Source organism: Rothia sp. HMSC072B04 (assembly GCF_001813725.1).
In the GTDB taxonomy this organism is placed as follows: domain Bacteria; phylum Actinomycetota; class Actinomycetes; order Actinomycetales; family Micrococcaceae; genus Rothia; species Rothia mucilaginosa.
Window position 1 is genome coordinate 82,116 of record NZ_KV813815.1, and the last position, 14,795, is coordinate 96,910.

Consider the following 14,795-nt stretch of genomic DNA (forward strand, 5'->3'; position numbering starts at 1 on the left):
GTTGTCCACGAAGCCTTCGTTGAAGAGGTTTACGTCGAGCATCGCCGGGTGCAGGATTCCACCAAAGAGCAGACCCTTGACGGGGTTGTGCGCAGTCTTGAAAACAACGCGTGCGTGGTAGCGGTCGCCATCGATAGCTTCAACGCTTTCGATGTACTCGTAGATACCTGCCGCGGCAATCTTGTATTCACCGTCGGGGTCACGCTGGATCTGCCAGGTTGCCTTGAGGGCGTCGATGTCGATGGGGGTGCCGTCGTTGAAGACTGCCTTGGGGTTCAGGCGAACCTCTGCGGTAATCTTGCCGTCTACTTCCTTAGCTTCGAAGCCGAGGCAGTAGTTGGGGTCGAGCTCGTCTTCACCCTTGAAGGTGCTACGCCAGATGCCGGCACCGGCGATAACGCCCATGGTTTCGGAGACGGAGGTGCTGGAGCCGTTCTGGGAGAAACGGTTGAAGTCCGGACCAAGGGAGTAAGTGCTCAGGTTCAGGGTACCGCCCTGCTTGAGCTTCGAGGCATCCTGCTCGTTGATTTCATAGAACGGGGTTTCGCTTGCCTTGTGCTCGGTCTTGGAGGACGAGGAGCCACAAGCGCTCAGTACGCCGGCAGCAGCGACGGCGGTTGCGCCGCCGAACAGTACGCGGCGGCTCATGATCGGGTTGAATCCGGAGAGGGAGGGGATGGGGTGGGGGCTCATGACGGGCTCCTTGTGGGTGTGGACTGCGCTGATGCAGTGTTTGCAGTGTAGAGTGGGTGGCTCGCGTGCTCTGGAGGCGGGGTTTCCGCCTGTAGGAGCGCCTGCTATCTGCGGTGATGGGCGGGCAGGTCAAGCCATGCAAAATAATGTGACCTAAAGCTATGTTCTAAGCCACATTTAATATTTTTAGTAGTGTACACCACATAAATCACTACAGGCGCGCAACACGATAAATATTTCTCAATTATTACGCCCAGCCCTAATGCAACGGGTCTAAATCCACATCGGCACAACCCCACCACCCTTCGCGCAACATCCCTCCCCCACCTCCAGAAATAGCCAACGGGCACAGCAAAGCGGGCCGAACGCGCATATACGCATTCGACCCGCTCGCAAGACAGGCACCTTTTAGGAGTTCATCCAGCCCACAGCAGCCCAGTCCATCGACTTGTACAGGCGCGGACCGTAGTTAGCCAGAGTCTTCTTGACCATCACAAAGTCAGGACCGTTCGTAATGGTGCCCAGGAAGGCGAACTCCGCCATGTGCTTCTTCTCAATCTCGTTGCAGGCGAGGTTACGTTCCTTGTCATCCTCAATGAGGGTCATGGCGTCGATGAGGGCATCGATTTCCTTGCTGCCGATACCTTCGTTGTTCTCGGAGTAGTAGAACTGCTTGGTACTCTCGGTCGCGTCAGCAGAGACCGAGTAGCCGCTGAAGGAAATATCGTAGTCCCAGTTGCCCAGAATGGTGGCGAACTCGCTATCGGCGTGCTGATCAATCCGGATCTCGATACCGACATCCTTCATCTGCTGAGTGAAGGTCTGAGCCTTACCCTTGTTGGTCGGATCGTCACCGAAGACCACCACTGCGCAGCCAGCCTTCGTGCCGTCCTTCTCGTAGTAGTCGCCGTTCTTGGTGTAGCCGGCGGCCTCCAGAATCTTCTGCGCCTCCGAAACACTATTATTCGGGGTCGGGTAAGAATCCTGGTAGTAGGGCGAGAAGGGCATATGAATCATCGAACCGGGGATAGCTTCCTCGTAGGGCAGACCCTGGAACTGAATCTTTGCGAGTGCTTCACGGTTGGTGCCGACGAAGATTGCCTTACGCAGGGCAGCATCCTTGACGCGGCGGGGATTGATATCCAGGCCACCGGCGTAGAGGCGGGTGCCCTTACGCAGTTCGGTACCCGCAATGTTCTTCACCTCGGCATAGGTGGAGGAGGTGCTCGCACCGATAGCGTCAATTTCATCGTTCTTGAACGCGGCACGTGCAGCGCTGGACTCCATCTGGGTAAAGACAATCTTGTCCAGCAGGGGCTTGGTGCCCCACCACTTGTCATTGGGCACAACACTGAAGGTCTTCGCGGTGGAGTCCCAGCCCTTATCCGCCAGGGTGAAGGGGCCAGCCCAGTACTCGGGGTGGGGCTCATCCACGAAGCCGTTGTTGAAGAGCTCGACGTCTTCCAGTGCGGGGTGCAGAATCTCAGAGAAGAGGCTCTGCAGCGGGTAGAAGGGCTTGGAGAAAGTGACGGTTGCGCTGTAGTCGTCTTCGCCCTTTTCTACGGATTCAACGAATTCGTAGATGCCGCTGGTGACGATGTTGTAGCCGTTATCCAGGCTCTTGAAGATGTTCCAGGTGGACTGGAGCGCCTTGTAGGTGATGGGGGTGCCATCGTTGAAGACAGCCTTGGGGTTGAGCTTGACGGCAACCTGAATCTTATCGTCCTTCTTGCTGTGCTCGAAGGAGACAGCGAAGTCGGTGTTCAGCTTGTAGGTGCCGTCAAAGTCGAGGTTCCACATGCCGGCCTGGCTGATGGTGCTCATAACGTTGACGTTATCGCTGGTGTTACCGCTCTGGGTGTAGAAATTGAAGTTCGGACCGATGGATCCGGCGGGCAGGCGCAGGGTGCCGCCCTTCTTCAGGCTGTTCACGTCCTGAGCGTTGATGTTGTAGAGGTCTTCGATATTGGCACCGGCGCCGGCTGCCTTGGTCTTCTCAGAGCTTGCGCTGCCGTTGCCGCAGGCACTGAGCAGACCTACAGCTCCCAGAGCCGCGGTGCCGCCAATGAGGGCGCGGCGGCTGAAGCTGTTCTTGGTCGCTTCGTGGCTGCTCGCGGTGTATGCGGTGTTGGCGGTCATGGGAGTGGTTTCCTTCTGTCTTGTGCGGGCGGGTTTATCCCGTATCCCCGAAGTAATGATTATTTATACAGAGCACTGCATAACTTTGTATGACTCCACTGTAGCGCACCTCGGGAGCGGAAACCAAGCATTTTCACAATATTTCTTAATATTTATCGTATTTTCTGAATATTCATACCATGAATACCCTGTTTTTGTGCGAATTTTTCGGATTTTTCCGGATAGCTATACCACCGCTCCCCTACATCGATATACAAAAGCACCCAAAGCACCCCTCCAGATATGCAAAAAGTGTCCACCCGGATGATCCGGGTGGACACTTTCATATAGCTCCAGGCTATTCACCTAGTAGGTGAAGGGAAGAGGACTTACTTAGCCCAACCGACCTTCTCCCAGTGAATACCATTGCCCTGGTAGAGGGAAACGCCGTAGTTGCGCAGACCCTTCTTGACGAACTTGTACTCGGGACCATTGAAGAGCGGAACCAGCACAGCAATCTCAGAGAGGTGCTTCTTCTCAATCTCGTTACATGCCAGGTTGCGTTCCTTGTCGTCAGCAATGAGCTTCATCTTCTCGATCATCTCATTGATTTCGTCGGTGCCAGCGTCCTCGGGCTTCTCACGCAGGTAGAACTGCTGGGTAGCCTGGGTAGCATCCGGGTCACTCAGAGCGTAGCCCGATGCAGTTGCGTCGTAGTCCTTAGCCTGCATTGCCTTACCGAATTCGCTTGCAGCGCGGGATTCGAGCTCAACATTAATGCCGACAGCCTTGAGCTGCTGAACAACGGTCTGAGCAACAGCCTTGGAGGTGGGGTCCTCGCCGAAGACGGAGTACTTGAAGGCAGCCTGCTTGCCGTCCTTCTCGTAGAACTCGCCGTTCTTGGTGTAACCTGCCTCTTCCAGAATCTTCGATGCAGCAGCTGCATCGTTGTTCGGGGTCGGGTAGACATCCTGGTAGTACTCGGAGAAGGGCATGTGAATCATCGAACCGGGCTGCTTCTCTTCGTAATCCAGACCCTGGAAACGAACCTTGGCAATTGCCTCACGGTTCATGCCAGCGACCACAGCGCGGCGCAGAGCAACGTCCTGCATGCGGGCGGGGTTCATGACCATGCCGCCGGAGAAGAGGCGAACACCGCGACGCATCTCGGTGTTAGCAATTTCCTTCAGCTCCTTGTAGCTTGCAGCAGCGGTAGCGGGAGCAGCGTCAATTTCATCGTTCTTGAACGCCGCACGCTCAGCAGCGGAATCCATCTGACGGAAGACGATGCGCTCCAGAACAGGCTTCTCGCCCCACCACTTGTCATTGCGGGTCAGGGTCAGGGTCTTCTCGGAGGAGTTCCAGCCGCCCTCAGCTACAGTGAAGGGACCAGTAGCGTATTCGGGGTGCGGGTTGTCCACGAAGCCTTCGTTGAAGAGGTTCTTATCCAGCAGAGCCGGGTGCAGAATTTCACCGAAGAGGATGTTCAGGGGGTAGTACGGCTTTGCGAAAGTGACCTTGACCTTGAAGTCATCACCGTCGCGCTCAACGGAGCCAACGCTGCTGTAGATACCGCTGGTCTCAATCTTGTAGTCGCCATCGACGCTCTTGAGGATGTTCCAGGTAGCCTGCAGCGCCTTGTAGTCGATGGGGGTACCGTCGTTGAACTTAGCCTGGGGGTTCAGCTCAATGGAGACAACGGGCAGACCGTTTTCCTCAGCGATTTCGAAGCTCTTTGCAAAGTCGGTAGACAGGGTGCGCTTACCCATGGGGTTAGCCTGCCAGAGACCGCTGTAGTACATGGGGCTCAGAGCAGCCTGGGTGTAGGAGGTAACACCGGTGCCGAAGAGGTTGAAGTTCGGACCCAGTGCAGTCACAGACAGGCGCAGGGTACCGCCCTGCTTCAGGTCCGAAACAGCGGTCTCAGCAATGTCGTAAAGTTCCTTGGCATCGGTACCCGCGGTTGCTCCCTGGGTGGTTGCCTTGGAGTCCTTGGACGAGCCGCACGCAGCCAGTACGCCCGCGGTACCCAGTGCTGCAGCGCCACCGAGAACGGTACGACGGTTCAGGATGAAATTCTTCTCCATGAGAGTGTCCTCTTATACGTTTGACCCTCAATAATCCTGCAGGAAAGCGTCAAGGGTTCCCTGCTCATGCGCCGCAATAGGCTGCGGTGAGCGATGAATTAGTGCCGGTCTATGAATGTGTTCCTTGAGGTACGCCCCTAGCGGCGCACCCACAGGCTTAATTATGGCTTACTGCCGGCAGGAAAGCCCTTCCATAAATATTCATATCTTGAATGGTGAGAAAGGTTATACCTAGTCAGTGCAGTTTTATCTGTTTCCTGGAGGATTTCAGTGCCTAGCGCCACATTCTGCGGCTCGCACCGTCTCACTAGGTGACAATCTCGAACAACGTACAGCCCACCAATACCGGGCATAAAAAACCCGAGGGGCGAATATTCAACGAATATTCGCCCCTCGGCACACATGCGACTTATTCAGCCGACTCTAGAGCTACACCGTAGCGGCCTCAGCCTCAGGGTAGTAGCAAGCATAACCGTGATCCTGGCCCTCAACGGGGGTCAGTTCCGGCATCTCCTCCAAGCAACGACGCTTCTTGTCCTCAGGCAGAAGCTTGAAGACCGGGCAACGGCTCGAGAAGCCACAGCCCTTAGGCGCGTTCACCGGAGTGGGCAGGTCGCCCTCAAGCATAATGCGGTGGCGCTTTGCCTCAACCTCGGGGTCCGGAACCGGAATCGCCGAGAGCAGTGCACGGGTGTACGGGTGAATCGGGTTGTCGAACACCTGGTCGACGTCACCGATCTCAACAATACGACCCAGGTACATCACTGCAACGCGGTCGGATGCGTGGCGAATCACCGCGAGGTCGTGAGCAACCATCAGGTAGCTCAGACCCAGGTTTGCACGCAGCTCCTCCAGAAGGTTGATCACACCAGCCTGGACGGACACGTCCAGTGCGGACACCGGCTCATCCAGAACCACGAGCTTGGGGTTCACAGCAAGCGCACGAGCAATACCGATACGCTGACGCTGACCACCAGAGAACTGGTTCGGGAAGCGGTTCACGTGGTCAGGCTGCAGACCCACAATGTGCATCAGCTCGATGACGCGCTTCTTGATGTCTGCCTTGTTCATGCCCTGGTTTTCCAGGGGCTCAGCCAGCACCTCGTAAACGGTAAAGCGCGGATCCAGAGCACCGGTGGGGTCCTGGAACACCATCTGCTGGTTCTTACGCAGCTCAAGAATCTCACCTGCGGACTTGCCGTCCTTGGTGGAGGTTCCGTTAATCAGAATCTCACCGTCGGTGTTCTTATTGAACTCCATGATTTCCAGCAGGGTGGTGGTCTTACCACAACCGGACTCACCCACAATGGAGAAGCACTCGCCCTCACGAATATCGAAGGACAGGCCGTTCACAGCCTTCACAGTGCCCACGCGGCGCTTAATCAGTGCACCCTTCATGAGCGGGAAGTGCTTCTTGACGTTGCGGACCTCCAGGACGGGGGCACGCTCCTCACGCGGAATACCGTCGTACTTCGATACCGGGGGTTCCGGAACCGGGTACAGCTCGTCAGCGGTCTTACCGACCAGCTCCTGAGAGATGGTGCAGGAGGAGTAGTGACCCTCGCCAACGCCTTCCAGCAGCTGCAGATCGGGCTCGCCGTTGGAGTCCTGGCAGCACTGGCCACCGCTCTTAGCGATGGGGCAACGCGGGCGGAAGGAGCACGCGGTCACCGGGTTAATCAGGTTCGGAGGGGTACCCTCAATCGGAACCAGGGAGACCTTCTCGGAACGGTCCACACGCGGGACCGCACCCAGCAGACCGATGGTGTACGGGTGGGAGGGATGCTTGTACAGGTCTTCTGCCTTCGCAATCTCCACCGGCTTACCGGCGTACATCACCAGAATGTCGTCAGCCATACCAGCCACAACACCGAGGTCGTGGGTAATCATGATGGTCGCTGCGCCGGTCTCTTCCTGAGCCTTCTGCATAACCTCCAGCACCTGCGCCTGAATGGTCACATCCAGCGCGGTGGTGGGCTCATCGGCGATGAGCACGCGGGGGTCATTCGCAATCGCCATAGCGATCATGATGCGCTGACGCATACCACCGGAGAACTCGTGCGGGAAGGAACGCAGGCGGTCAGCCGGCGAAGGAATACCCACCATACGCATCAGCTCGATGGAACGGTCCTTGATAGCCTGCTTGCTCATGCCCTTGTTGTGGACCTTGAGCACCTCAGCGATCTGATCACCAATGGTGTACACGGGGGTCAGGGAGGACAGCGGATCCTGGAAGACCATGGAGATCTCCTTGCCGCGGTATGCGCACATTTCCTTATCGCTCAGACCCAGCAGCTCGGTACCGTTGTACTTAATCGAGCCGGTGATGTCAGCGGTGGTCGGGTGCAGGCCCATAATCGCCATGGAGGCAACGGACTTACCGGAACCGGACTCACCCACGATACCCAGGGTCTTACCGGGGTACAGGTCAAAGTTCACACCGCGAACAGCGTGCACGACGCCATTCTCAGTGTTGAAGCGGACGTTGAGGTCCTTAACGCTCAGAACGGGAGAGGTACTCATTAGTTCTTCGCCTCCTTTGCAGCGGCAGCGGGTGCCTCTGCCTTCTCGTTCTTCTTGGACTTCTTGATCTTACCGACCGACATCGAAGTCGGGTCGAATGCGTCACGCAGACCGTCGTTCATGAGGGCCAGCGGACCAACCAGCAGGAAGAAGAACAGAACCGGGAACCAGAACATGTGCGGCAGGGTGTTAATCTGCTGCGAAGCATCCGAAATCAGCGAGCCCAGCGAGTAGTTGGGGTACTTAATACCGATGCCGATGAAGGAGTAAGCGACCTCAGAGAGCACAGCGCCCATGATGCCGCTGGTGAAGTTCAGAACCAGCAGGGAGCCAATGTTCGGAACCAGGTGGCGCATCACAATCTTGAAGGGGTGCACACCCATGTAGCGTGCAGCCTTCACGAAGTCGCGGTTGATGAGGGACTGCGCCATTGCACGAATAACACGGGCGCTACCCATCCAGCCGAAGGCAATCAGCACTGCAGAGAGCAGAACCCAGGTGGGGACGCTCTTCTGAATCTGCTTACCAACCTGACCGTTGATCAGAATTGCCAGAATCAGCAGCGAGGGAACCATGATCAGGGTCTCGAGGATGAACAGCATAATCTTGTCAATCCAGCCACCGAAGTACGCCATCACACAACCGTAAACTGCGGAGATGAACACAGTGGCCAAACCGACGACCACACCAATCTGGAGAGAGGTCCAGACGGCCTCAGACATCATGGCGAACACGTCATTACCCGCGATGGTGGTACCGAACCAGTGCTCGGCCGAGGGGCCTTCACCCAGCGCCATGTAGTCAATGTCGTTGGGCTTGTACTTGGTCAGGTACTTACCGAACAGACCGAACAGACCCATGCCGATGAACACGCACAGACCGAAGACTGCAGCCTTGTTACGCAGGAAGCGGCGCAGAATAATAACGCTCTTGTTGATGACCTTGAAGTCACCGTTCTCCTGTACCACCGGTACGGAGGAAGTTGCAGTTACCTGACTCATGAGATCCTCACTCGGGGGTCGACGATGGTGGTAGCGATATCAGCGATGATCGCACCGACAGCGAACAGTGCAGAACCGTACGCGAGGGTCACGGTCGCAGCGTTCACGTCCTGCGCGGAAATGGAGTCAATCGACCACTTACCGATACCGGGCCATGCAAAGACGGTCTCGGCGAAGAATGCACCCGCAAAAATCATCGGAATCTGGTACGCGATGGACTGTGCCACGGGGATGAAGGAGACGCGCAGTGCGTGGCGAGTAATCGCCTGGTTACGGGTCAAGCCCTTAGCACGAGCGGTACGCACGAAGTCAGCGTTCACGTTATCGAGCAGGTACTGACGCTGTGCAATCTGGTAACCAGCCCAACCGAAGATGGTCATACAGAAGGTCGGCACGACGTAGTGCGCCGCCATATCCATGGTGATTTCCCAGAATCCGGTCAGACCCGGAGTCGAAATACCGGTCACATAGAAAATCTTCTCTCCACCATTAGCAACGGCGATGTTGTTGATAGTGGTCGCGCCCTGCTGCACCACGAAGTAAGCAACGGGAGCGGGGATGATGTAGACCAGGTAGGAGTAACCGGTGATAACACGGTCAGAGAACTTGTACTGGCGAGCTGCCGAGTACACACCCAGGGCAATACCAATCACAATCGAGAGAATGGTAGCCACCAGCAGCAGGCGGGTAGAAACCCACACGCGCTGGCCAAATTCCTGGTTAATGTACGCGCCGTTGGGGCTACGGCCCCAATCGAACTTGGTGACCACATTGGTCAGCCACTGAACGTAGCGGTCCCAGGGGTTCATTTCGGGATCGAGACCCAGGGATGCGAAGTTACGGTTCACCTGCTCGGGGCTAGGCTTCGGAACCTTTTCCTGCTCCAAGAGGGCAGGCTTCAGGGCAGTAACCGCTGCAAAGTAACCCATCGTGGTCGTAATAAAGACCATGACGAGGTACGTCAGCGATCGCTGGAGGATGTACCTAAACATGGGACGGTTCCCCTCCTTGTGTAGATGTCGGTGTTAAGGCATGTGTGTCATGCTGTCCTAGCGCACTGCTTCGTGATGACTGTCACTAGGAGCATATGTACTTTATCTTATATAGCCTGTAACACTTCCACCAAACCCACATTGGGCACTTTCACCCCTTAGAACAGCCTGTATGCAAGCTAAAAGGGAGCTGGGTAAAAAAATGCCCCGGAATACCGGGGAAAAGGGGCGGATTAACAATTTTTACGAAAATTTTACATCGGAAACAATTCTCTCGACATAGGGACGTAATAACCTTTTCGATAAGCGCTTTAATGGGGCAAAACACCACGTAAACCCACTATTTAAGGGACTAAACCAACACTTCCAACCCCTAAACCAAGCACTAAGGCACACCTCTTAAGCGCGCTATTTAAGGCAACTCAGCCAAAAACGGCGCCCCGGCACGAGCACACGACTCGCACCGGGGCGCCGCTTATATAGGAAGGCAACGCCTCCGGCGCGCACCTTTTCGTTATCCCTCATTCTAAGAACGCGAGGAGCCGCCATCCTCCGAAGAACCCGCCTCAGGCGAAGCCTCCGAGCTCAACGACTCATCAATACGAGCACGAGCAGAGGCGTGCATGCTCTTCAGAGCCTCAGCATCCTTAGCCGCCATCTCCGGAGTAATCACCGGAATCGCGCCAGTCGCCGCACGAGCAATATCAACAGCCGGCTCAGTCTCCAGGGTCGTCGCCAACGCATCCTCACGAATGAAGAACAGAAGCAGCGTAGACACCAGACCCAGCGGCACCAGGTACAGGAACAGCGGAATCAACGCATCGTTATAGGCATTCACAATGATGCCGTGCACCGGCTCCGGCAAAGACGCCACCAGCTCAGGAGTCAGAGACGAAGACGCATGGCTACCCGAAGACTGCAGCGCCTGCTGCGGCATACGCTCAGAAATCAGCGAGGTCAGACGCGAGGTAAACAGACCACCCACCAGCGAGGCACCCACAGTAGCACCCACCTGACGGAAGAAGTTATTCGACGCCGTCGCGGTACCAACCACACTCACCGGGAACGCATTCTGAACAATCAGAGTCAAGAACTGCATGGACATACCCAGACCGGCACCCATCACCGCGAGGTACACACAGAACAGCCAGGTCGGAGTCTCAATAGTCACGGTCGACAGCAGGAACAGGCCCAGCGCCACAATCGCGGTACCGCTCGTCACGTAACGCTTGTAGCGACCGCTCTTCGACACCACGCGGCCCGTCACAATCGACACCACCAGCATGACACCCATCATCGGAATCATCAGCAGACCGGCCACCGTAGCGCTCACACCCAGCGCCATCTGCAGATAAGTCGGGATATACTCCACCGCACCAAACATTGCCACACCCAGCGCCAGCGAAGCGCCCAGAGTCAGCAAGAAGTTACGGTTCTTGAACAGGTACATGGGCATGACCGGCTCAGCCGCACGGTTCTCCACCGGGATGAACACCAGCGCAGCAACCACCGAGAAAATCAGCAGACCAATAATCTGCGGCGAAGCCCACCCGTACTGGTTACCGCCCCAAATCGTGGCAAGCACCAGCGCACTCGTACCCGCCATCAGAATCAGCGAGCCAAGGTAGTCGATGCTGTGCTTCTCACGCTCACGGAACGGGCGGTGCGGCAGCAAGAAAATCACCGCAAGAATCGACAGAATAGCCAGCGGCAGGTTCAGCCAGAACGCCCAACGCCAACCCGGCCCCTCAGTAATCCAGCCACCAATCAGCGGACCAGCCACCGACGAGAACGCAAAAACGCCACCGATAATACCCATGTAGCGGCCACGGTCGCGGGGAGGAATCACATCAGCAATCACAGCCTGAGAAAGAATCATCAGACCGCCGCCGCCCAGACCCTGCAGGGCACGAGCAAAAATCAGCCAGTTCATGTCCTGAGCGAGCGCACCAACAATCGAACCCGCCATGAAAGCGACAATCGCAAAAATCAGGAAGGGCTTGCGTCCGAACTGGTCAGAAAGCTTGCCGTAGACCGGCATCGTAATCGTCGAAAGCAGGATGAAAATAGTAATCACCCAGCTCATGTGCTCCACGCCGTGAAGCTCACCCACAATCGTGGGCAGCGACGGCGCCAGAATCGTTTGGTTCAGCGAGGACATGAGCATCACAATGACCAGGCCCAGGAACATGGCGCGGATGCGGTTTTTACTTTCCTGCTTAGCCTCGCCGGCTGGCGGCTGAGGTAGCTTCTTTTCCTCTGTACTCATCGATAATCCTTAGTTACGTTCTATATATGTCTGTTGTGAGTATCCGCCAGGTTCTTGATTCGGTTGCTCGAATCGGTCGCCCCGATTTGGTCGCCCCGATTTGGTTCCGGCGGGCTTTTGTCATTTGTAGCAGTGAACCGCCGCTAAATTGCCGGTCGGTTCTGCTCAAAAAGCAGGAACTGGAAGGTCTTCACCGTCTGGCGGATATGGCGGGCGATATCCTCTTTGTCTTCCAGGTCGCGGGCGAACTCCAGCTGACGAAGCACCGCGGAGGCAAGCTGGACCTTTGCGCGTGATCGCTCCCGGAAGTGATCGGTCAGCGGGTCAGCGGGGGTTCGGCGCGGGAAAGGGCCGCGGCGACCGGCAGCATCAAAAGCCACCCAGTCAATAGTGTTCAGGTACTCGGTGAGCACCTGTTCGCACTTCATGTAGTGCATTTTCATTCGTTTCGCGGACTCGGGGAACTCCTGAAAGGGAGCTCGGGGGTCCTTGCCATTGGCGTAGTGGAAGCTCTGGAAAATGACCTCCCAGAGAAGGTGGGTTACACGAATGATGGTGTTGTCGTCCTCGTGGGCGCGGTCTGTTTCGAGGATTTCCTCGCTGACCACCGGTTCACGCAGACCCAGAACGGCGTCCTCTTTGGAGGGGAAGTAGTTGAAGAAGGTACGCGGGGAGACGCCCGCCTCCTGGGCAATTTCTTCAACGGTGGTTCCGCGCATCCCGTGGTCGCGGACGCGTTTGAGGGCTGCTTCGTGGATTGCCGTCCAGGTTTGTTCGCGGCGGCGTTCGCGAAGGCTCTGTTCCTTTTTCTGCATAACTGCAATTATTTCATCACTGCACACAATGCTCAAGTGCATTTTTAGCGTTAAGGCTCACAGCATAGCCGGCTAAGCTCCACCCCCACCGCCAGCACACAATACCGGCACATTACATACGAAGCGGCAAACCCACTCCCCCCCCCCAGCCCCACACGAAATACTGGCATAATAGACGGGTGAACTTGTTTGCCCCCACCTCCCTCGACTTCCTGCCAGACTGGCTACGCCTCGCACTCGGCATCGCCGATATCCTCATCCGACTCGCAGCCCTCTGTTGGCTCCCCTACAACCGCAAACCCGTGGTTGCCCTGGGCTGGCTCATGGCCATCTTCTTCATCCCCTTCGTAGGGTTCATCGCATTCCTCGTCTTCGGCTCCTCGCGCCTGCCCGCCTACCGCCGCGCACGCCAACACGCCATGAACGACTTGATCCGCGAAGTCAGCGAGAACAAGCCCTTCCTCACCCGCACCGACGACCTCTCCGACCCCGCAAAGGCAGCCAGCCAGCTCAACTACACCCTGGGCTCACTCCCCCTGGTCGGCGGCAACCAATTCACCCTCCACACCGACAACCACGAGGCAATGGTCGCCATGGCGGAAGAAGTCGACCGCGCCACCAAATACGTGCACTTCGAGTTCTACATCACCGCCTACGACGAGGCGAGCGCAGTCCTCTGGGACGCCCTCTTCGCAGCCCACGAACGCGGTGTACAGGTGCGCGTACTCCTCGACCACATCGGCTCCCGCAAATACCCGTCCTATAAGAAACTCGTGAAAATGCTCAACGACTCGGGTATGCAGTGGCGCCTCATGCTGCCGCTCAAACCGTGGAAACTCAAGTGGCAGCGACCCGACCTGCGTAACCACCGCAAGGTCCTCGTCGTGGACGGACGCGTCGCGTTCTCCGGTTCGCAGAACGCTATTCACCGCTCCTACGACATGCCCGAAAACATTAAGAAGGGCTTGGAGTGGAAGGACCTGACCTTCTCCTGCACCGGCCCCATCGTTGAAGAGCTCAACGCCGTTTTCGTCTCCGACTGGTACTCCGAAACGAACCAGCTGATCCTGGCAGAAATTAACACCAATATCCCCTACTACAAGGATGGGATGCGCGCCCAGGTTGTGCCCTCCGGCCCCGGTTTTGAAACCGAAAACAACCTGCGCCTCATTAACTACCTGATCTACAACGCCGAGCGGCGTATTACCATCTGCTCGCCCTACTTCGTGCCCGAAGAGACCCTACTGCAGGCACTCACGAACGCCGCCTACTCCGGTATTGAAACCACCGTGATTGTGTGCGAGAAGGGCGACCAGTTCCTGCCGAACATGGCGCAGCGTTCCTACTACGAGCAGCTGCTGCAGGCGGGTGTGCGTATTCTGCAGTACCCCAGCCCGACCGTGTTGCACTCCAAGTTCATGATGGTCGACGACGAAATTACGTTCATTGGCTCGTCCAATATGGACCCGCGTTCCTTCTCACTGAACATGGAAGTGTCAACGTTCGTCATTGACCGCGGCATGGTCGCGATGCTGGATGAAGTATGCGCCGAATACGAGCAGGTCTGCACCGAGCTGCTGTACACCCAGTGGGCGGAGCGCCCGCGCCGCATCAAGATGGTGGAGAACCTCTGCCGACTGTGGTCATCGCTCCTCTAAGCTATTTGTCACACACTCGGGGGTCTGAGTTTTCATCCCCGCACCCGCCAAAGGACTATCGAATGCCCCTTCTATTCCGTAAAGCACGCCGTAAATTCGCTGAACTCGATGCGCACGACGTTGCTCACCGTATCTCTGCGTACACCTACGGTAATTTCTTGGTGCTGGCGGCTCTGCTGAGCATTCACGACGCGAACGCGATCTTTGACGGCACCGCAATCCTCTACATTACGGGTACCGGTCTGACCACCTACATTGCCCACGTCATCTCAGAAATGCAGGAGTACCGGGTGCTGCACGGCGGCACCCCGCCGCGAGATTTCGTCAAGCACGCGCTGGGCAACGCGAGCCCTATTCTGGGTACGACCGTGTACCCCGTGGCGCTCCTGATTCTGGCGACATTCCTACCGCCCGGCGGCACCTACGACATCATTTTTGACTGCACTATTATTCTCTGTCTTGTGACCGTGGTGTGGCGTATTTTTACCCTCAACTTCGCGATTGCTCGCTACCGCGGCGAGCCAATCTGCTGGCGTACTGTCCGAAGCGCCGTGTGGCTCACCCTCGCCGTTATTGTTCTTGCGATTGTGAAGATTATGTTCACCCACGCTGGTAAATAACCTAAAAGCTCCCCCCCCC

9 protein-coding genes and 1 pseudogene are annotated in these 14,795 nt (G+C 56.8%); 2 read left to right on the forward strand and 8 right to left on the reverse strand.

Annotated features, from left to right (window positions below):
- The 8 genes and pseudogenes from HMPREF2928_RS08640 to HMPREF2928_RS08675 all read right to left on the reverse strand — a co-directional run.
- A pseudogene (locus HMPREF2928_RS08640) lies at nucleotides 1–693 on the reverse strand (ABC transporter family substrate-binding protein); the annotation flags it as partial.
- Nucleotides 694–1,101: 408 nt separating this feature from the next.
- The gene (locus HMPREF2928_RS08645) at nucleotides 1,102–2,832 is read right to left on the reverse strand and encodes an ABC transporter family substrate-binding protein (protein ID WP_070688094.1); all 1,731 of its coding nucleotides are present in this window, start codon (nucleotides 2,830–2,832) and stop codon (nucleotides 1,102–1,104) included.
- A 368-nt stretch (nucleotides 2,833–3,200) separates the two neighbouring features.
- The gene (locus HMPREF2928_RS08650; protein WP_070483309.1) at nucleotides 3,201–4,898 is read right to left on the reverse strand and encodes an ABC transporter family substrate-binding protein; all 1,698 of its coding nucleotides are present in this window, start codon (nucleotides 4,896–4,898) and stop codon (nucleotides 3,201–3,203) included.
- 429 nt (nucleotides 4,899–5,327) lie between these two features.
- The gene (locus tag HMPREF2928_RS08655) at nucleotides 5,328–7,421 is read right to left on the reverse strand and encodes an ABC transporter ATP-binding protein (RefSeq protein ID WP_070685241.1); all 2,094 of its coding nucleotides are present in this window, start codon (nucleotides 7,419–7,421) and stop codon (nucleotides 5,328–5,330) included.
- Nucleotides 7,421–8,422, reverse strand: coding sequence for an ABC transporter permease (locus HMPREF2928_RS08660; RefSeq protein ID WP_005507216.1), 1,002 nt, complete (start codon nucleotides 8,420–8,422; stop codon nucleotides 7,421–7,423). Before HMPREF2928_RS08660 ends, HMPREF2928_RS08655 begins: the two co-directional genes overlap by 1 nt.
- Entirely contained in the window at nucleotides 8,419–9,414 is a 996-nt protein-coding gene (locus tag HMPREF2928_RS08665; protein ID WP_005507218.1) for an ABC transporter permease, read from the reverse strand. The genes HMPREF2928_RS08660 and HMPREF2928_RS08665 overlap by 4 nt, the downstream gene beginning before the upstream one ends.
- Before the next feature lie 526 nt (nucleotides 9,415–9,940).
- Entirely contained in the window at nucleotides 9,941–11,683 is a 1,743-nt protein-coding gene (locus HMPREF2928_RS08670) for an MDR family MFS transporter (RefSeq protein ID WP_070688276.1), read from the reverse strand.
- A 143-nt stretch (nucleotides 11,684–11,826) separates the two neighbouring features.
- Nucleotides 11,827–12,498 carry a TetR/AcrR family transcriptional regulator gene (locus HMPREF2928_RS08675; protein WP_005509236.1) on the reverse strand — a complete coding sequence of 224 codons (672 nt, stop codon included), beginning with the start codon at nucleotides 12,496–12,498 and terminating at the stop codon, nucleotides 11,827–11,829.
- A 179-nt stretch (nucleotides 12,499–12,677) separates the two neighbouring features.
- On the opposite strand from HMPREF2928_RS08675, the gene cls reads away from it, so the two are divergent.
- Entirely contained in the window at nucleotides 12,678–14,156 is a 1,479-nt protein-coding gene (cls, locus tag HMPREF2928_RS08680) for a cardiolipin synthase (protein ID WP_070688280.1), read from the forward strand.
- Nucleotides 14,157–14,218: 62 nt separating this feature from the next.
- Entirely contained in the window at nucleotides 14,219–14,776 is a 558-nt protein-coding gene (locus HMPREF2928_RS08685) for a hypothetical protein (RefSeq protein WP_005507226.1), read from the forward strand.
- The last annotated feature ends 19 nt before the right edge of the window (nucleotides 14,777–14,795 follow it).